Raw genomic sequence first — 19,146 nt, 5'->3', positions numbered from 1 at the left:
GGTATAATGAAAGTTTTATTTTTAACTCAATACTGTCCTCCGGAGGTTGGAGCACCACAAAACAGGATATTTGAGTTTGCTAAAGGATTAAAGAGAAGAGGGCATGATGTAACAATTTTAACAGCTATGCCAAACTACCCTAAAGGGGAAGTATTTGAAGAATATCAAGGAAAAAAGATAGTAAAAGAAGAAATAGACGGAATAAAGATAGTAAGAACTAGGATTTATGCAACAAAGAGTAAATCTTTCACTAAGAGAATGAAAAATTATTTGTCATTTACATTTTCTTCAGTAATAGATGGTCCTAAACATATTGAGAATCAAGACGTAGTAATAACAGAATCCCCTCCATTATTTTTAGGATGGTCAGGATATATCATATCTAAAATGAAAAAGGCAAAGTTTGTTTTTAATGTTTCTGATTTGTGGCCTGAGTCAGCAGTAAAGTTAGGCGTGCTAAATAATAAGTTGTTTATTAAGATGTCTACTTGGTTAGAAGAATTTTGCTATAGAAAAGCAAAGCTTGTAACAGGTCAAACTAAAGGTATTGTAAATAATATAGTTGATAGGGGCTTTCCTAAAGAAAAGGTTCACTTAATCACTAATGGTGTGGATACAGAGTTCTTTAAAAAGGAAAATAGGGATGATGAATATAGAAAAGAATTAGGCATAAGTGACAAGTTTTCAGTTTGTTATGCAGGTATACATGGTATAGCGCAGGGACTTGAAGTTATAATATTAACTGCAGAAATATTAAGGGAATATAAAGATATTCATTTCATGTTTTATGGGGATGGGCCAGAAAAGGACAAATTAATAGAAATGATGAAAGAAAAAGGTCTAAACAATATAACATTCATGCCAGTTCAAATGAAACCAGCTATGCCTAGAATTATAGCATCAATGGATGCAACAATAGTTCCACTAAAGAAATTGGATTTATTTAAAGGTGCTTTACCTTCAAAAATGTTCGAAGCTCTGGCTTCAGAATTACCTATAATTTTAGCCGTTGAAGGAGAAGCAGAAGCATTAATTAAAGATGCCAATGCAGGTATTGTTGTAGAACCTGAAAACCCTAATGAAATAGCAGAAGCAGTTTTAAGGCTTTATAAAGATGCTGAGCTTAAAAAGCAACTAGGAGAGAATGGAAGAAGATATGTTATAAAGAATTATTCTAGAGAAGCAATAGTAAAAAATTTAGAAAATCTATTGATAGATATCACAAATAAATAGAATTGAGGATGTGAAGCATGAAAATTATCAATAATATAGTTAAGAGATTTTTTGATTTTTTTCTTTCATTAGTTGGATTAGTAATATTGTCTCCAATTTTAATTGTTGTTTGTATCTTAATTAAACTTGATTCCAAGGGACCAGTTTTTTTTATGCAGACTAGGGTAGGAAAAGATGAGGAATATTTTAAAATATTTAAGTTTAGAACTATGGTAGTTGATGCAGAGAAGCAAGGCAAGCAAATAACAGTAGGTAAGGACAGCAGAATTACTAAAGTAGGAGCTGTCTTAAGAAAATATAAAATTGATGAATTGCCGCAGCTTATAAATGTACTAATTGGAAATATGAGTTTAGTTGGACCAAGACCAGAAGTACCAAAGTATGTTGATTTATACACAGATGATCAAAAAAAAGTGTTACATGTTAAGCCAGGAATAACAGATTTAGCATCTATTAAATATAGAGATGAAAATGATATTTTGGCAACAGTAGAAAATCCTGAAGAGTATTATATTAATACTATAATGAAAGATAAAATTAATCTGAATTTAGAATATATAAATGCAAGTAATATACTCTTGGATTTCATGATTATCATTAGAACAATAATAAAATGTTTTGTATAGAGGAAGGTAATATATTATGAAAAGATTAAAGTTTGCAATTATAGGATGTGGAAGAATATCATATAAACACGTAGAAGCATTAGTAAATAATAAGGAAGAAGCTGAATTAGTAGCTATTTGTGACGTTATAATAGAAAATGCTAATAACAAAAAAGAAGAATATAAAAAGAACATGTCTGATGAATCAGTTAGCGTTAATGCGTACACTGACTATAAGGAAATGATTGAAAAAGAAGATATAGATGTTGTAACTATTGCAACAGAAAGCGGATATCATTATGAAATAGCTGTATATTGTATGAATAAAGGAAAACATGTAATAGTAGAAAAACCTATGGCGCTATCAACAAAAGATGCAGACGAGATGATTGAAGTAGCACATAAGAATAATGTTAAGTTATCTATTTGTCATCAAAATAGATTCAATAAACCAATAGTTAAGTTAAGAGATGCTATTGAAAATGACAAGTTTGGTAAACTGATAAATGGAACAGCAAGAATTCTATGGAATAGAAATATGGGATACTACGAGCAAGCACCATGGAGAGGAACATGGGAATTAGATGGTGGAACATTAATGAATCAATGTATACATAATATTGATTTATTGCAATGGATGCTTGGAGGAGAAATTGATACAGTATATGCACAATGTGATACTTTTTTGAGAGATATAGAAGCAGAAGATTTTGGAGCTATATTAATTAGATTTAAAAACGGAGCAATTGGTATAGTTGAAGGTACAGCTTGTGTATTCCCTAAGAATTTAGAAGAAACATTAAGTATATTTGGAGAAAAAGGAACAGTAGCAATTGGTGGATTAGCTGTTAATGAGCTTGAAACATGGAGATTTGATGGAGATGACGAAGAAGAAATTAAAAAAGAGTTAAAGACAGAAATAGATAATGTTTATGGAAAAGGACATACTCCATTATTTAAAAATGTTATAGATGCAATTAATTATGATAGACAGCCATTGATAAGCGGAGAAGAAGGTAAAAAAGCTATGTCTATTATTTTAGCGGCATATAAATCTAGAAAAACTGGATTGCCAGTTAAGTTCCCAGTGGGAGATTTTTCAACACTAGACATGAAATAATATTATAAGCAACGGAAGGTATATTATGTTTAATTTTGTTAAAAGAAATATAAAATTCTTTATTTTCTTTTTCGTCATGTTAGTTGGAGCTATTGTATATAAAAATTATATGCAAATTGGTGATGTTAAAGATACGGATGATCCTTTGATGAAAGGAAAAGAAGTAGTAAATGTGTGGCTATATAAAGATGATAGTAGTGGTACATTTGAATACTTAGCTAACAACTTTAATGCAGAAAATAACGATATATATATAAAAACTAATATGTATGACAAGAATTATGCAAATATTTTAAAGACTACAATGGTGAATAGTGATAAAGTTGATATAGCTCAATATGGATTTTATCAAATGTTTACTAACAATGAACTACTTAATTTAAATGATATTGGCTTATATAATAAGCAAGATAGAGATCCTTATTTCTACTATGATGGTGAACCATATGGAATAAAAATTTCGTCTAATATTGTTAAGATAATCTGGAACAAGGATATGTTAAAAAAATATGGTATAGGTGCAGATTCAGCTCCAAAAACTTGGAATGAGTTGATTTCTATTTGTGAAAAGTTAAAAAGTAAGGACCAATCTATAATTCCACTACAGTTAGAACTAAAAAACATTGAGGATGTAAAAGCTATATTTGGAGAACCAAGTGCAATAAATGATAAAAATGTTTACGCTTCACTTTGGAGTAATAAAGATGGTAAATATTCTTTAGATAGTATGAAGGATATAATAAGCGTATATAAGGAAATGTATGCTAAAGGACTTATAAACTTCGTTACTAATCCAAGTGATAAATTAACTAATAAATATGATTTTGCTAATCAGAAAGTTGCAGTGACTTTATGTACTTCAAATGATAAAAACTTTTTTGCGCGAACAATACCTTTAAATTTTGAATTAGGAATTTCTGATTTACCAGTATTTGATTTAAATAAAGAAAATAATTATTATTACTTAAATTCAAAAACACTTGTTATTAATGGAAGTATAAAGCCTAATAGTGAAAATGATAACTTTGCAGAACAACAAAGACATTTAGATGCGGTTAAAAAAGTAATGGAATATTTGATAAGTGATAAATCTAATTTAACGGTATTTAAATCAGAAACTCAAATACCTAATCTATTAAAGAATAAAGATACCAGTGCCTTGAGATATGGAGAATTTTTTAATGATTCTAAGTTTAATTATGAGGTAAAAGATCCTTCAGCATTTGTAGATTTAAATAGTACAGCTATTACTAAGATATTATTAGATGCAATAAAAGATAAGATATCTATAGAAGATGCAATTAAACAACTTAATGATCAATATAGTGGAGCATTAAAGAGAGCTTCTGATTCTGGAAATATAGACGTTGATAAATATAAGGAGTAGGGAATTTATGAGTGAAATTAAGGAAACAATAGCTTCAATAAAAAGGATCAATAATAAATACTTAATTGCTATACTCCTATTTTCAATTTTATCGGAGATATTTCTAATAAGAAAAATAGGAATAAAAGACTCAACAACATTTGCATTAGCATTAGCATTGGTTTTATTTGAGATAGTACTATCTAAAGAAGATATAAATAGATCTATCCTATTATTTATACTGTCATTACCTGTTCTAGTTACAGCCAGAAAGGTATTTTATCTTGACGTAAAGCTTATAATATTAAACTTTGAATCTATATATATAATAGGTGTATTTGCTCTAAACTTTACAAGAATAAAAAATATGCTGGGTGAATATAACAAATCAAAAAATCTTACAAGAAACCTATTTACTTATATAATATTTTTTGTTATTTGCAGTTATATTAGTGCAATCTTTTCTCCTGATATTATGAAGAGTTTTGCATTAACTACAACAAGTGTGCTAATACCAATAATGTTTATGTTCGTTTTAGCTGCAGTAATAAGCAAAGATGAAATGCATAGAGTTATATTTATGCTTATCTTGGCAGTTAACTTAAGCTGCTTATATGGATTTGTTCAAATTATTAAAAATCATGCATTTTCATTTGCAGCACTTAAGGCATCTAGAGATATTATTACATTTGGATTTCATAATTCAAACAATTTTGTATTTGTAATACTAATTGTATATCCATTACTAGTAGATACTCTGTTATATAAAAAGTACAGCGAGACTAATAAGATATTTTATATAGTATCATTTTTGCTTCAATCACTTAGTATTTTTGTAACGTTCTCTAGAGGGGCTTGGTTAGCTGTTATTATTATCTTTATTTTATTATTATTAAATAAGAGATATATTAAGATTTTCTATGCTTTTATAGGAATCGTTCTTGCAACTGCAAAATGGACCATTCCATACATTATGCATAGGGGAATACAGGGAGTATCTCTTTTACAAAATGAATCAACAATGGCAAGGGTTCAAGCGATAATTACAAGTATTTATGTGTCAATTAAGTATCCCTTTGGTATTGGAATGGGATTCTTTAACGAATTTTATAGGAAATATGTTTTAGATGGATATATGATGTTGCCTGAGGATCTAAGAAATAATTCTGCAGTTCCTGATTATACTATGGAGTTAGCACATAATGTATTGATGCAAATATCTGTAGAACTTGGGATTTTTGCTCTTATTGTATTCATAATGATATATGCAAATAGAATTAAAGCGTGTGTATTAAGTTATACTGAGAGCAAGGCAATAAATGCATCATTAGTAATGTATATGTTTTTAGGAATTACAACAGGAATAGAATTTAACCATAAAGGGGTAGTTACTCCAACAATTATGCTTTGGATAGTAATTGCATTATCAGTAATTAATACGAGACCTAAAAAGATAGAAAACTAATGAATATATATTCTACTTAATTAAATGAATTTGAGTATAAAATGTAAAATCTGGAGGAGTTTATGAAAATTTTAACCATCCCATCTTGGTACCCAACAGAGGATAATAAAGTTTCTGGAGTTTTTTTTAAAGAACAAGTTGAGGCTTTGAAGGAAAATGGGATTGAGGGAATAATACTTTATGTACACTTCATTAGTTTAAAGCAGATGTTTACTACAAAATTAAAAGTTGGATTTTCATTTTCAATAGAAAATGGAATTAAAGTATATAGGTATAATACATTTAATGTATTTCCAAGAATGTATGGATTGTTCTTTAAATACTATAGTTATTTAATTAGAAAGTATTTCAAAAGGGTTGTAGAAAAAGAAGGAAGTTTTGACCTAGTTCACATTCATTCTTCTATTTATGGGGCTATTGCATATAACTTGTCAAATATAGATACTCCGTATATCATTACAGAGCATTCATCTGCATTTTCTATGAATGAAATTAATGATACTGTAAAAAGATATTTATACGGAGCCTTTGGTAATGCCAAAGAAGTTATTGCTGTTGGCAAAGGTCTTCTTAAAGATATCTCTGTGTATAGGGGTGAAGGAAACTTAAGACTTATTCCCAATATGCTAACCCTAAAGGAACAAAGAATAGAAAGTGACAAGAATAAAACTAGATTTAGATTCTTTAGTTTGGGAACACTGTATCAGAATAAAGGAATGGACATTTTAGTGGAAGCCTTTAATAAAAATAAAGAAGCATTCAGTAATGTGGAACTTTATATAGGTGGAGATGGAGAAGAACGTGGAAGATTAGAAGAACTAATTGAAAAATACGATTTAAAAGATAGAATTATAATGTTAGGTGGTTTATCAAGGGAAGAGGTAGCGATACATATGGCAAATTGTGATGTCTTTGCTCTTGCAAGTAGATTTGAGACATTTGGCATAGTTTTTTTAGAAGCTTTAACATTTGGTAAGCCAGTAATAGGTACAAAGACTGGTGGGCCAGACACAATTATAAATGATATTTGTGGAAAAATTGTGGACGTAGATGATATAGATGGTTTTGGTGAAGCCATGTTAAATATGTATAATAACATTAATAAATATGATTCTGATGAAATTAAAAGCTATTGCAAACATAATTTTAGTAAGGATGTTATAGCAAGTAAAATAATTGATGTTTATAGAAGTGTTATTAAGAATCAGGGGTGAATGTCATAAGTAATACATTAAGTAGTTTTATTAAAAAATTTCTAGGATTCTCGATTGGTCCGGTTGTTTCAGCCTTTTTAGGATTGATTATAGTTCCTATAACCACATATTTTGTTTCTCCTGAAGAATTCGGGAAATCATCAATGTACACACTAGGATATACATTATTTTCTTTGATAATATACCTAGGAATGGATCAAGCGTTTGTAAGAGAATATAATGCTGTAAAAGACAAGAAAAAGTTGTTTTGGAGTAGTTTTACAATACCATTTATATTTTCGCTTTTATTTTCTATAGCTATTTTAATATTTTACAAGCCAATATCAATGGCACTATTTGATAGTTATGAATGGTATATTATGCTTTTATTGAGTATATCTATGCCTTTCGCAGTTATGGATAATTTTAATATGCTCATTTTAAGAATGCAAGAAAAAGCAGTTTTATTTTCAATGATGAGTGTTATTAATAAAGTAGTTAACCTATTCGTATTGTTGGGATATTTCCTATTAGTTGAAAAAAGCTTTAAAGCTATTATAAATGCAACCTTTATTAGCTTAGTTATTATGGTTATGGCTGAAATAATAATAAATAGAGAATATTGGTTGAGTAAGATAAATTTTGATAAAGTTCTTATCAGAAGAATGTTTAAATTTGCATTACCATTAATTCCTGCAACTATTATTAGTTGGATATTTGGATCAATGGATAGAATGGCATTAAAAGAGTGGTCAACATATTACGAAATAGGATTATTTGCCGCAGCACTTAAAATATCAAATGTACTTGGAATATTTCAACAGGTCTTCGCAACTTTCTGGGTGCCAACTGCATATAGATGGTATGAAGAAGGGGAGCCTAGGGAGAAGTTTATCAAGGTAAGTGATTATCTTACAATAGTAATGACATTCTTGTTTATTTGCATGTTGATATTTAAGAAAATCCTTATGATGGTATTAGCAAGTAGTTATGATAATGCGGCTAGTTCATTAACATACTTACTATTTATGCCTGTATTGTATACAATGTCAGAATCTACTGCAATCGGGATTACATTTAAAAGAAAAACAAGCTTTAACTTGATAATTTCCATTTTAGTTGCAGTAATTAATTTTATTTTAAATTTCATTTTAGTACCTAAGTTAGGTTCATTAGGTGCAGCAATATCATCAGCTGTGGCTTATATAACCTTCTTCTGGCTAAGAACAATATTCTCAAGTATTGTATGGGGAAAATTTGATTATAAAGTTTATATTGCAAACACAAGTATTATGATTGCTGCGTCAATTGTTGATGTGGTATTTAATAATTCATTTTTAAATGCAGTATTTATTATAATTTTCCTTTTACTTAATATTAAACATGTTAAAGAGGTATACTCCTTGGCTTCAGGTTTTTTGTCAACAAAACTTGGAAAAGGTAAAGAAGAATTGTAGAACTTAAGATAATATAAATAAAAAGATGATTCCATATAAAGAAGGAATCATCTTTTTTTATTGAAGTAAATTTGTTTATTGATTCAATTTTATGTTATTTATGAAATTATCAGAAAGTAATCCTGCTCCTCCAAGAACATATAAATTTGATGGACCATCTCTCTTAACAAAATTCATAATATTGCTATCAATAGAGTTGCCGCTTGTCAAAATAATAGGTAGTCTCATCTTGGCTGCAAGCACACCTCCAGTTAATGCATCAGGAAAATCAAGTCCAGTTGTAATCACATTTCCAACAGAGAAAGTATTCTTATAAGCATTTAAAATTTTTAAACAAGTACTAAATCTATCTTGACCATCAAGTCTGACTATAGTAATTCCTAGGTTTTTTAATTGATTTTCAACATTTAAGGAGACAGCTCCATAGCTTCCTGGAATTACAATTTTATTAATACCATTATTAAGAATAAATGATTGAATAGAAGGTTCTAGAGTACTTGGAGTAGTAAATAGTATAGGATATCCAAGTAATGCTGCAGTTGGACTGATTGATAGAGCATCTGGAAAATCGAATGCAGTGGTTAACACAGCTGTCTTACTTGAAGTACTATTTAAAACTTGCTTGGCAATTTGTATTGAGGTTGCAAATCTGTCACTTCCACCAAAACGAAACACCTTATAATTGGTTTTCAATGAATTTTCAACGTTTGAAGAAATAACGCCAGTGCTTCCCAGTATATAGATGTTTTGGGGATGTAATCTTGCAATTTCATACTGAACGGAGCTTGGTATGGAATTAAGATCAACCAGTAAAATAGGAGCATTTAATGAGTAAGCTAGAGGCACTGCAGCTAATGCATCTGGAAAATCATATGCGTATGCAAGAACCACATTATTAGAACCTGATGGCCAACCTTCTCGACTGATAGCTGTAGAGGTACCATATCTATCTGATCCTCCTAATCTTGAGATGCCTGTGGGAGACAATATGCTTAAGTTAAGAGATGTTGAACTAAAACTAACTTTAGAACCGCTGCTATCTGATAGTTTAATCTGCATTGTATTTATATTTTGAGAAGAACTTCCTCCATTAATTGTTGATAAATTTATAGCACCATTTTTCAATGCCTTACCATAAATTTTAAATAAAGTTCCGTCCGTTATATTTAAGCCAGGAACATTACCTATTAAGGTTGAATAGAAGGATATCTTACCGTTTGCGGTATCAATAACTGGATTTCCATAAGTAGAATTACCATTACTAAATATGTCTCCAACTGTGATATTAGAAACTTGGATATATGATTTGTCATAATATAAATCTATAGATGCACCAAATAAATTTTGAACACTTTTTGCATTTACATTGATTATAAAATTATCACCAACGTGAATAGGTGATTGCTCAATAGAATAATATATTGATGGAGTGCTTATTGCTTTGGCTGGTAAAACGAAAGTTGCTGAAATTAAAAAAGTAATAAGAGAGAAACATAAAATTTTAAAAAGTCTTTTATTATAGAAATTATACATAGACTATTCTCCATTCATTTATATTGTAAAGCATTAATAAGTTTATCTTTATTATACAATAAGAATAATACAGTTGTGAAGAAAGAGAATTAAATATGAATAGTTAACTAATATTGATGTAATATCCTTATTATGTTAAACTTTAATATAGGATAAAGAATTAGAAAGGTAAGGATGAAGATATGAAGGTTAAAAAAGCTATAATTCCAGCAGCTGGTTTAGGAACAAGATTTTTACCAGCAACAAAGGCTCAACCAAAGGAAATGTTACCTATAGTTGATAAGCCAACAATACAGTATATTATTGAAGAGGCAATAGCTTCTGGTATAGAGGAAATATTGATAATTACTGGGAGAAATAAAAAATGTATTGAAGATCATTTTGATAAATCCGTTGAATTAGAAATGGAATTAGAGAAGAATGGCAAGGAAGAACTATTAGAAATAGTTAGAGACATTTCGGATATGGTTGATATCCATTACATTAGACAAAAAGAGCCTAAAGGATTGGGACATGCTATACTATGTGCTAAAACTTTCGTTGGGAACGAGCCCTTTGCAGTTCTTTTAGGAGATGACGTAGTTTATAGTGAAAAACCTTGTTTAAAGCAATTGATAGAATGCTTCGATGAATATAAAACTTCAATTTTAGGCGTACAAACAGTGCCTAGAAGTGATGTAAGTAAGTACGGAATTGTTGATGGAAAACATATAGAAGATAGAGTATATAAAGTTAAAAATCTTGTTGAAAAACCAAATGTTGAGGAAACACCAAGTGATGTAGCCATATTAGGGCGATATATTATAACTCCTCAAATATTTGATATTTTAAAGAATACTAAGCCTGGAAAGGGTGGAGAAATACAATTAACTGATGCACTAAAGGAATTAATATCTCAGGAAGCAATGTATGCCTTTAATTTCGAAGGAAGAAGATATGATGTTGGAGATAAATTAGGATTTTTAGAAGCTACTGTAGAGTATGCATTAAGAAAAGAAGATTTAAGAGATGAATTCATAGAGTATCTAGCTTCTAAGCCATGGGAAAGAGTATAATAAAAAAAGAGAGTATTACTCTCTTTTTTTTATTTATCTAGGAATTAATCCAATTTTCTTTTGAACTTTTCTTAAAGTTTTATTTGCTACGTAGTTTGCTTTAATAGCACCATTTTTATAAATTTCCTCTAAATAAGATTTATTTGATAAAAGGTTATTGATTTTTTCTTGTAGAGGAGCCAATTCATCTACAATCGCATCACCAACATCTTTCTTAAATTCAGCATACCCTTTGTCAGCATAATTAGTAACTACATCCTCTGGAGTTATTCCTTTAATCGAACTAAGGATATTTATTAGATTTTTAATCCCTGGCTGATCATCAGAGTAATTAATTTTACCTAAAGTATCAGTAACAGCTCTACTTATCTTCTTTCGTATAACATCTGGTGGGTCCATAATTAATATATAGGTATTTGGATTTTCATTTGATTTGGACATTTTTCTTGATGGATCTTGTAAATCCATTATTTTAGCACCAGTTGCAGGAATATAGGGTTCAGGTATGATGAATGTATCACTATAAGTATTGTTAAATCTATTTGCAATGTCCCTACATAGTTCTAAGTGCTGTTTTTGATCTTTACCAACAGGGACTAGGTCTGCATTATATAATAATATATCAGCAGCCATTAATACTGGGTAGTTGAATAAGCCAGAACCTATAGAATCCCCTAGTTTTTGCGATTTGTCCTTATATTGAGTCATCCTTCCAAGCTCACCCATATAAGTATTACAAGCCAATAACCAAGATAATTCACTATGTGCTGAAACATGAGATTGAATAAATAAAGTATTCTTTTCAGGGTCAATGCCGGCTCCTATATAAATTGCTAACATTTCTAAAGTTTTTTTTCTTAGGTTAGCAGGGGTTTGTCTAACAGTTATTGCATGCAAGTCAACTACACAAAAATAACAATCATATTCTTCTTGCAACTTTACCCAGTTTTTTAATGCTCCTAAATAGTTTCCTAAGGTTAAATCGCCTGATGGTTGAATACCACTAAAGATAACTTTTTTACTTTCATCCATTGTATTTCTCCTCTCAAAATTAAAATAAGCCCTATGGATATAATCCATAGGGCGTATAAAACGCGGTGCCACCTATCTTTTAGAGTAATACTCTTCTTAAATAAGATACAAATATATCTTGTTCTTTTAACGTAGAACAATCGTTTTAGCCTACTTAAAATTCAGCTAAAAACCTCAAAGATCCATTCAGCTTAATCTTACTTACTGTAATCTCACCAGCTACAGCTCTCTTTAAAGAAGTTATTAAGCTTACTATTTCTTTTCATAGGAATCAACTAGTATTATATTATAATATATATTATATGATTATGAAAGAAGACTGTCAACGAAGCGAATTAATAGTTTTTTCTTCTTCCAATTAAGGCATCGAGTAAAAAAACAATTGCAGCTAAAACTAATAAAAAATTAATAGCATAACCACCGATTTTAAAAATAAGTCCTAAAATCCAAAAGAATAATACAAATCCGCCAATCCATCTAAAAAAAACCATACATAACACCTCCTAAAGCATTCTGTATTTAGTATTCCATCATATAAAATAATAATTCAAACTGTGTTAGAAATAATTCAAAGTATATCACAGGGGCTGTAGGAGTGGTGTTAGCTATTCAAATTAATAAAATACAAGACCCTTACCTAATTAGGCAAGGGTCTCTTAAAAGAATTAGAATCTGTCTCTGTTGAATTTTTGAGCTTTTCTAGCTTTTCTGCACTCAGGGCATCTTACAGGATCATTTTCGAATCCTTTTTCTTTAAAGAATTCTTGTTCACCAACAGTGAAAACAAATTCCTTTCCACAATCTTTACATACTAAAGTTTTATCTTCCATATCTATGGACCTCCTTAAAAATCTGTAGGGTCATTTTAGAGATAATTTTAACCTTCCAGATCTTAAAGAAAGTAAAAATTTATCATTAAAAATTTCCCATATACTGTACAAAAATATTATATCATATCAGTACTTAAAAACAATATTTTTCAAGGAAAAAATTTCTACTAACTGGCTTTATGGCTAAACTTATAAAGCATACACGCTATTAGCGGAATTATCAAAATAACGACTAAATTTGCTAAGGATAAGTAGTTTAATTCTACAATAAAATTATAAGTATTTTTACTAAAATAAAAGCAAAACAAGAATATGAATATTGATATGATGGTGAAAAATTTAAGTTTGTTAGTGAGTTTGCTTTGATTAATATAGAATATTCCGTATATGCATAATAAATATTTAATAATAAAACCAAGCATATATTCCATTAAAACAAATAATTCACCACTTTCAATATATCCTCCGTAAGATATCCTTTGTGCCTGAATGAACTCTGGGTAAAATAAGTTGTTAGCTCTTATTGGCCCTAAGGAGCAAATAATACTGAAGACTGAGTAGACAATAATTATTACTGCGATAATAATAGATGTAAAGTAATGGGCCTTAAGATTGTTTTTCTTTGAAATATTCTTTATATATGGTAAGGAAATTCCAAAGGTTGACATAAGCCCCAAAGCATAGAGTATGCTAAAAAATGAGTTTAGAGTTAATTTATTTTCTAGAATAGGAGTTACATTTAAATATTTATTATATTGAAGTCCAAGTATTATTAGCAGAAATGTGCATATAAGCATAAATGTTATTGAAACTAATGCAAGTTTAAAAATACTTTCGATGCCTTTTGAAGCCATATAAACACAAGGTATTATCAAAAATAAATAAGAAAAAAATAAAGGCGTTTCTATAAATAAATTTGTATGAATAGCACTAGATAAAGCTGTTATACTTTCACAACAATTCAAAAATAAAACTGCTGAAAAGAGTAATAAAAAAATAGTTCCAAAGGATTTACCAAAGGATTTAATATATAGAAAGTTTAAATCTGGAATACTGTATTTCACAAATGTATTTATTATTATGTAACCAACAGTAATAAGTATTAACCCAGCAATAAGTGTATATAACCAGGCATCTCGTCCCCCCCACTCAATAACTAGACTAGGATATAATTTTATAGAGAGCATAGTCAAACATATAATAAAAAACATAAAATGTTTACTTGTTATTTTATCCAAATTAGTCCACCTCTTCTTAATTTTATTCTGAAATAGTATTTACTATTTTGGGGAATATTAAACCCTATGGAAGAAAATAATAAGGAGTAGTGAGGGAAATGAGCAAGAATAATTTAGATATTATTAAAGAGAAGTTTAATAATGCTTTTGATGTAAAGTATAGAGAAATTGAAACACAGATCGGAAAGGCAACACTGGTATTTATAGATGATCTATGCTCATCTGATTTCATAAGTCAGTATATTATTAAACCACTAATAGCCAAAAGAAATAATATTAATACTACTGAAGATCTTTTAACTAAAGTATTGGATATTAATTTAGCTGGAGACGTTAAAGATATTAGTGATGCTGAATTACATATATTAATGGGTGATGTAGTACTTATTTTCAATCAAAATGAGAAAATGCTTTATTGTGAAGTTAAAGGTTTTGTTAGGAGAAGTATAGGTATACCTGTTACAGAATCAGTACTTAAAGGCCCTAGAGAGGGGTTTGCGGAAGCACTAGTTGATAATGTAGCATTAATCAGAAGAAGAATAAAAAATCCTAGCTTGAAATTTGAAGTAATGTTTGCCGGAACTGAATCTCAAACAACCATTTGCATATGTTATATGGATGGTATTGCTCCAAGTAATTTAGTTGAAGAGGTAAAACGTAAAGTAAAGAAAATAAAATACAACTTTATATTAGATACAAACTACATAGAAAATGAACTTAAGGAAAGAAAAAGTGTTTTTGATACTGTAGGATATACAGAAAAGCCAGACGAAGTTTGTTCAAAAATTATGGAGGGAAGGGTATCAGTAATTGTTGATGGAACACCTTTTGTCATTACTGTTCCATATTTCTTCTTGGAGAATTTTCAAGCACCAGATGACTATTACTTAAATAAGTATTTTGTGAATTTCACCAGAAGTCTTAGATGGATTGCATTTTTTATAGCAACATTTTTGCCAGGTATATACGTTGCTATAATAACATACCATTATGGAATGATTCCAACATTATTTGTATTTAGATTGGCAGTAGCGAGGGCGGGAGTTCCATTTCCAACATTTTTAGAAGTCATTCTAATGATGGTTTTTTTTCAACTGATAAAAGAAGCAGGTTTAAGATTGCCTCAACCAATAGGAGGAGCCATGAGTATAGTATCTGCATTGATACTCGGAGATGCAGCAGTAGGGGCAGGCTTAGCTTCAAGAACTACTATTTTAGTTGTTGCAATAAGTACCGTTAGTTATTTTTTGATACCAAAAGTATATGGAGCAGTTTCTATATGGTCTATTATTATTGTGGTTTTATCTACAGCTTATGGATTAATAGGATTTACTATTGGGGAAATGGTATTGATTACTCACTTGGCTTCGCTAAAAACAACTGGATATAGTTATTTATTTCCACTAGGTACAACTAAAAAGCATGAATTTAAGGATATTATCTTTAGAGGTGATTTAAGAAAGATATCTGGAAAAATATTTAGTAAGGGGGAATAAATAGTGAGAAAACTAAAGAGGACAATAGGATTATTAATGGTAGGGATTCTTATGGCAGCATCTACAGGATGCTATAACTATAGAGATATAAATAAAGTTACATTTGTGACTTCTGCAATCTTAGACTTGGATCCTTTTGATAATGTTGTAATATATTTGGAATGTATAAATCCTTATAGAAACACAAATGAAAGTTCGGATAAAGGTAAGAGAATAGTCTATGCGGGTACAGGAAAGACTTTTCTCGAGGCTATTCGGGATGTTGGGAGAAGTTCCTCATACAAAATTAACTTTACTCAAAATAGAGCTTATATATTTACAGAAAATGCAGCAAGAAAAGGATTAAAAAGACACATAGACTTAATAGAAAAAGATCAAGAATTATTAGTAAAGCCAGATATGTTTGTATATTATGGATCATTAGACCCACTAATTAAATTTGGAGATAATGATGAATACTTAGGTCTATACTTAAATGAATTAACACAGAAAATGAAAACAACTCCTACAGTACTGTACATGAATACAAGTGATTATTTATCTGAGAGGATGGCAGGTAATGGAACAACTGTCATAGGAGGGTTAAGATTTAAAGAGGATATTGTAGGAAAAAAGCTAGAACTTTCTGGTGGAGGCATATTTAAGGGAGACAGACTTGTACAAAACATCAATGAAGGTGAGGGACTAAGCTTTAACTTTTTAAGAGATAATGTAAAATCTGGTACTCTTGAAGTAAGAAATCCACAAGATAGAGATACTTTTGTGACTTTAGAAATTTTAAAAAGTAAAACTAAAACTGATATTCAATATGATGGTCAAAGGGTAAGACTTTTCAAAAAAATAATAATAAATACATCAATAGCAGAAGCTCAAGGTAAACTCGTAGTAGATGAAAATGTTATTAATTATATAAAAACTTGGGAAGCAGAAAATATTAAAAAGCATCTTTCACAAGTATTCAGTGTTTACAAGAACCAAAATATCGATATATTTCAAGTAGAGAATAGATTAAGCAAAAAATACTCTAAAGTAGAAATTGAAGATCCTATTAGATTAACAGACCTAATAGTTGATGTAGATTTGAATATTGAAGGAACCTCAAAAACAAAGAATTCTCTATAACTATTGAATATACATAATAAATATTTTAAACTATTTAATATAACATCAATAATTTACCAAGGGGGAAGAAATATGGCAAGTAGTTATTCTTTCGATATTGTTTCACAGGTTGATATGCAAGAAGTTGACAATGCTGTAAATCAAGCGTTAAAAGAAATAAGTCAAAGATACGATTTTAAAGGAAGCAAAACGTCTATTGAATTATTAAAAGATGAAATAAAAATACACTCAGAAGATGAATATAAGTTAAAAACAACTATAGAAATATTAAAAGCTAAATTTGTTAAGAGAGGAATTTCACCTAAAGCTCTTGATATTGGAAAAATTGATACTGCTAGCTTGGGGACAGTAAGAGTTGCAGCTAAGATTGTAAATGGAATTTCTAAAGAAAAAGCAAAAGAAATTCAAAGTGAAATTAAAGCATCTAAAATTAAAGTGCAAACACAAGTAATGGAAGATCAATTAAGAATAACTGGAAAGAGTAAGGATGATTTACAAGAAGTGATTGGACTAGTAAAACAAAAAGATTTCAATATAGCTGTTCAATTTGTAAATTTTAGATAAAAGGATTTATAAAAGTGATTAGGGTAATTTAGATTACTTTTAATCACTTTTATTTTATATTAGTAGACTTTTTATATAAATTATTTATATTATATACTATAATGAATATAAGAAGGATATAAGGGGAAAAGTTATGGATAGAAGAAAATTAATGACCCTTATTAAACAAGAAGAGGGAATAAAGTTAGATTTTAAGCAAAAGATAGATATAAGCTCAGATAGTGGAAAAAAGGAACTTGCTAAAGATATTTGCGCTATTGCAAACTCCAAAGGGGGAAGAGGGTACTTAATAGTAGGAATTGAGGATAAAACTAAAAATATTATTGGGATTGATAAGGATTACATTTTTAGTGAAGAACAAATTCAACAAATAGTAGCTTCTAGATGTGAAACACCAATTCCTATAAAAGTAGATTTTTTTGAAATTGAAAAAAAGCATATTGGAGTAATAACTATATATGATGGGCAGCAAAAACCATATCAAATAAGAGAAAATGGAGCTTTTTATATTAGAAGAGGATCTACAACAGATGTTATGAGAAAAGAGGAATTATTATCTGCATTCCAAGAAAACTTAAATATAGTATTAGAATCATTTCCTCTCATACGAAGCAATATTAGCGCTTTAAATATGAATTTAGTAAATAAGTATTTTCAAAAGAAGGGTATAATCATAAATGATGAAAATAAAGAGTTTCTCTTAGAAAGTGCATCCATAATAGTAAGAGATGGTGACTCAGATAATTATTTTTGCTCACTAGGTGGATTATTAGTTTTCTCAGATATAAATTATTTATACATACCTAATAATATTGTTACAATTAGGGTATTAAATAAAGAAAGTATAGAAGAAACAGTAGTTATTTCAGGGAATCTCATGAATATAATAGATGAAAGTGAAAAGAAGATAAATGAGATTTTACCCAATAAATATCCTAAAAAACCAATACTTGAAGCATTAAAAAACGCGGTATTATATAGAGATTATACTCATATAAATAGAGGAATAGATGTAGTTATAGGATATAAATCAATTGAAGTAATGAGTCCAGGAAACCTCCTATATCCAAAGGTTTATCAAAATAACTTTAGCTACTTAAAAAGGAATATATGGTTATATGAAAAAATGATTACTTTAGATGATAATAAGCGCTTTTCACAAGGTGTGGATGGGTTTAATATAATGAAAAAAGCTTTTTATGGTAAAGGGCGGGTAAAGTTTGTTAACTCAAGGATTGAAGGAATTTTTAAAGTCATTTTCCCAGGATGGTCAATTTGTGAAAATTAGGTGTAGGGATTTATCTCTATACCAATTAAATAAATATAAGGGGTGGTAAGAATGATTCAGGTATTTTGTAGCGAAAGAGGATCAGGAAAAACCAAAAAACTTATAAACTTAGCAAATGACAATTTAGAGGATGCTAAAGGAGATTCGGTATTTATAGATGATGATAATAGAACGATGTTATCATTAAATAGAAAAATACGGTTTATCTCAACTGAAGAGTTTACTTTAAAGGATTATGAAAGCTTTTATGGTTTTTTATGCGGTCTAATTTCTGAAAACTATGACATCGAAAATATTTATGTAGATGGTCTTTCAAACATTGTCAGAGGTAATGAACTTAATGGAGCCGAGTTATTGTTCGAAAAAATGAAAAATTTAAGTAGGAGGTTTGGAGTTAAGTTTTTTATAAACTTAAATCATAATTGTAATGACGTGCCTGAATTTATAAGGCAGTATAGCTATAGCTATAGTTAGATTTGAAAACAATTTCTTTAATATAAAACTAGGTTACATCCATTTAAAATATCTTTCATGGAAAGAAGATGGATG

General features: G+C 29.3%; 18 protein-coding genes and 1 other annotated feature. Of the genes, 13 read left to right on the top strand and 5 right to left on the bottom strand.

The genetic code is table 11. The annotated features are described in order from the left end of the window. Window positions 1-6 precede the first annotated feature (6 nt). The 7 genes from L1S47_RS03915 (at window position 7) to L1S47_RS03885 (ending at window position 8,439) form a co-directional block, all read left to right on the top strand. Window positions 7-1,233 (top strand): glycosyltransferase family 4 protein, encoded by a 1,227-nt coding sequence (locus L1S47_RS03915; RefSeq protein ID WP_238882193.1) that lies wholly within the window; start codon window positions 7-9, stop codon window positions 1,231-1,233. A 17-nt stretch (window positions 1,234-1,250) separates the two neighbouring features. After that, entirely contained in the window at window positions 1,251-1,859 is a 609-nt protein-coding gene (locus L1S47_RS03910) for a sugar transferase (protein ID WP_202765642.1), read from the top strand. Between the two features lie 16 nt (window positions 1,860-1,875). Then, window positions 1,876-2,958 (top strand): Gfo/Idh/MocA family protein, encoded by a 1,083-nt coding sequence (locus L1S47_RS03905; RefSeq protein WP_238882192.1) that lies wholly within the window; start codon window positions 1,876-1,878, stop codon window positions 2,956-2,958. 25 nt (window positions 2,959-2,983) lie between these two features. Continuing rightward, the gene (locus L1S47_RS03900; RefSeq protein ID WP_238882191.1) at window positions 2,984-4,345 is read left to right on the top strand and encodes an ABC transporter substrate-binding protein; all 1,362 of its coding nucleotides are present in this window, start codon (window positions 2,984-2,986) and stop codon (window positions 4,343-4,345) included. Window positions 4,346-4,352: 7 nt separating this feature from the next. Beyond that, complete coding sequence (locus L1S47_RS03895) at window positions 4,353-5,789, top strand: O-antigen ligase (RefSeq protein WP_238882190.1); 1,437 nt, start codon at window positions 4,353-4,355, stop codon at window positions 5,787-5,789. A gap of 62 nt (window positions 5,790-5,851) precedes the next feature. After that, complete coding sequence (locus tag L1S47_RS03890) at window positions 5,852-7,003, top strand: glycosyltransferase family 4 protein (RefSeq protein ID WP_238882189.1); 1,152 nt, start codon at window positions 5,852-5,854, stop codon at window positions 7,001-7,003. Continuing rightward, window positions 7,000-8,439, top strand: a complete 1,440-nt coding sequence (locus L1S47_RS03885; protein ID WP_238882188.1) for an oligosaccharide flippase family protein — start codon at window positions 7,000-7,002, stop codon at window positions 8,437-8,439. The genes L1S47_RS03890 and L1S47_RS03885 overlap by 4 nt, the downstream gene beginning before the upstream one ends. 75 nt (window positions 8,440-8,514) lie before the next feature. On the opposite strand, the gene L1S47_RS03880 is transcribed toward L1S47_RS03885, so the two are convergent. After that, window positions 8,515-9,972, bottom strand: a complete 1,458-nt coding sequence (locus L1S47_RS03880; RefSeq protein WP_238882187.1) for a cell wall-binding repeat-containing protein — start codon at window positions 9,970-9,972, stop codon at window positions 8,515-8,517. Window positions 9,973-10,154: 182 nt separating this feature from the next. On the opposite strand from L1S47_RS03880, the gene galU reads away from it, so the two are divergent. After that, entirely contained in the window at window positions 10,155-11,027 is an 873-nt protein-coding gene (galU, locus tag L1S47_RS03875; protein WP_202769382.1) for a UTP--glucose-1-phosphate uridylyltransferase GalU, read from the top strand. 33 nt (window positions 11,028-11,060) lie between these two features. On the opposite strand, the gene trpS is transcribed toward galU, so the two are convergent. The 4 genes from trpS to L1S47_RS03855 all read right to left on the bottom strand — a co-directional run bounded on the left by trpS (window position 11,061) and on the right by L1S47_RS03855 (window position 14,127). Next, complete coding sequence (gene trpS, locus L1S47_RS03870; protein ID WP_238882186.1) at window positions 11,061-12,059, bottom strand: tryptophan--tRNA ligase; 999 nt, start codon at window positions 12,057-12,059, stop codon at window positions 11,061-11,063. Window positions 12,060-12,103: 44 nt separating this feature from the next. Next, window positions 12,104-12,334, bottom strand: a binding site (T-box leader). A gap of 60 nt (window positions 12,335-12,394) precedes the next feature. After that, window positions 12,395-12,550 (bottom strand): DUF5670 family protein, encoded by a 156-nt coding sequence (locus tag L1S47_RS03865; protein WP_202769384.1) that lies wholly within the window; start codon window positions 12,548-12,550, stop codon window positions 12,395-12,397. A 174-nt stretch (window positions 12,551-12,724) separates the two neighbouring features. Continuing rightward, window positions 12,725-12,889, bottom strand: coding sequence for a zinc-ribbon domain-containing protein (locus tag L1S47_RS03860; protein ID WP_238882185.1), 165 nt, complete (start codon window positions 12,887-12,889; stop codon window positions 12,725-12,727). A 167-nt stretch (window positions 12,890-13,056) separates the two neighbouring features. After that, on the bottom strand, window positions 13,057-14,127 hold the full coding sequence (locus L1S47_RS03855) for an endospore germination permease (protein ID WP_238882184.1): 1,071 nt from the start codon (window positions 14,125-14,127) through the stop codon (window positions 13,057-13,059). Between the two features lie 98 nt (window positions 14,128-14,225). On the opposite strand from L1S47_RS03855, the gene L1S47_RS03850 reads away from it, so the two are divergent. The 5 genes from L1S47_RS03850 (at window position 14,226) to L1S47_RS03830 (ending at window position 19,071) form a co-directional block, all read left to right on the top strand. Beyond that, window positions 14,226-15,623: a spore germination protein gene (locus L1S47_RS03850; RefSeq protein WP_238882183.1), complete on the top strand. Its 1,398-nt coding sequence runs from the start codon at window positions 14,226-14,228 to the stop codon at window positions 15,621-15,623. 3 nt (window positions 15,624-15,626) lie between these two features. Beyond that, the gene (locus tag L1S47_RS03845) at window positions 15,627-16,745 is read left to right on the top strand and encodes a Ger(x)C family spore germination protein (RefSeq protein WP_238882182.1); all 1,119 of its coding nucleotides are present in this window, start codon (window positions 15,627-15,629) and stop codon (window positions 16,743-16,745) included. 72 nt (window positions 16,746-16,817) lie between these two features. After that, window positions 16,818-17,309 carry a YajQ family cyclic di-GMP-binding protein gene (locus L1S47_RS03840; RefSeq protein WP_238882181.1) on the top strand — a complete coding sequence of 164 codons (492 nt, stop codon included), beginning with the start codon at window positions 16,818-16,820 and terminating at the stop codon, window positions 17,307-17,309. A 133-nt stretch (window positions 17,310-17,442) separates the two neighbouring features. After that, window positions 17,443-18,597: a helix-turn-helix domain-containing protein gene (locus L1S47_RS03835; protein ID WP_238882180.1), complete on the top strand. Its 1,155-nt coding sequence runs from the start codon at window positions 17,443-17,445 to the stop codon at window positions 18,595-18,597. Window positions 18,598-18,648: 51 nt separating this feature from the next. Continuing rightward, complete coding sequence (locus tag L1S47_RS03830; RefSeq protein ID WP_202769402.1) at window positions 18,649-19,071, top strand: hypothetical protein; 423 nt, start codon at window positions 18,649-18,651, stop codon at window positions 19,069-19,071. Window positions 19,072-19,146 lie beyond the last annotated feature (75 nt).

Source organism: Clostridium sp. YIM B02551 (assembly GCF_022324735.1).
GTDB classification, from domain to species: domain Bacteria; phylum Bacillota; class Clostridia; order Clostridiales; family Clostridiaceae; genus Clostridium_T; species Clostridium_T paridis.
This window is presented reverse-complemented; position numbering and strand designations above follow the sequence as displayed.

Excerpts from the sequence above, each read along its gene's own strand:
- trpS (WP_238882186.1), bottom strand. The coding sequence starts at position 12,059 with ATGGATGAAAGTAAAAAAGTTATCTTTAGTGGTATTCAACCATCAGGC.
- L1S47_RS03865 (WP_202769384.1), bottom strand. The coding sequence starts at position 12,550 with ATGGTTTTTTTTAGATGGATTGGCGGATTTGTATTATTCTTTTGGATT.
- L1S47_RS03840 (WP_238882181.1), top strand. The coding sequence starts at position 16,818 with ATGGCAAGTAGTTATTCTTTCGATATTGTTTCACAGGTTGATATGCAA.
- L1S47_RS03890 (WP_238882189.1), top strand. The coding sequence starts at position 5,852 with ATGAAAATTTTAACCATCCCATCTTGGTACCCAACAGAGGATAATAAA.
- L1S47_RS03910 (WP_202765642.1), top strand. The coding sequence starts at position 1,251 with ATGAAAATTATCAATAATATAGTTAAGAGATTTTTTGATTTTTTTCTT.
- L1S47_RS03860 (WP_238882185.1), bottom strand. The coding sequence starts at position 12,889 with ATGGAAGATAAAACTTTAGTATGTAAAGATTGTGGAAAGGAATTTGTT.
- L1S47_RS03830 (WP_202769402.1), top strand. The coding sequence starts at position 18,649 with ATGATTCAGGTATTTTGTAGCGAAAGAGGATCAGGAAAAACCAAAAAA.
- L1S47_RS03850 (WP_238882183.1), top strand. The coding sequence starts at position 14,226 with ATGAGCAAGAATAATTTAGATATTATTAAAGAGAAGTTTAATAATGCT.
- L1S47_RS03835 (WP_238882180.1), top strand. The coding sequence starts at position 17,443 with ATGGATAGAAGAAAATTAATGACCCTTATTAAACAAGAAGAGGGAATA.
- L1S47_RS03905 (WP_238882192.1), top strand. The coding sequence starts at position 1,876 with ATGAAAAGATTAAAGTTTGCAATTATAGGATGTGGAAGAATATCATAT.
- L1S47_RS03915 (WP_238882193.1), top strand. The coding sequence starts at position 7 with ATGAAAGTTTTATTTTTAACTCAATACTGTCCTCCGGAGGTTGGAGCA.
- galU (WP_202769382.1), top strand. The coding sequence starts at position 10,155 with ATGAAGGTTAAAAAAGCTATAATTCCAGCAGCTGGTTTAGGAACAAGA.
- L1S47_RS03900 (WP_238882191.1), top strand. The coding sequence starts at position 2,984 with ATGTTTAATTTTGTTAAAAGAAATATAAAATTCTTTATTTTCTTTTTC.
- L1S47_RS03880 (WP_238882187.1), bottom strand. The coding sequence starts at position 9,972 with ATGTATAATTTCTATAATAAAAGACTTTTTAAAATTTTATGTTTCTCT.
- L1S47_RS03895 (WP_238882190.1), top strand. The coding sequence starts at position 4,353 with ATGAGTGAAATTAAGGAAACAATAGCTTCAATAAAAAGGATCAATAAT.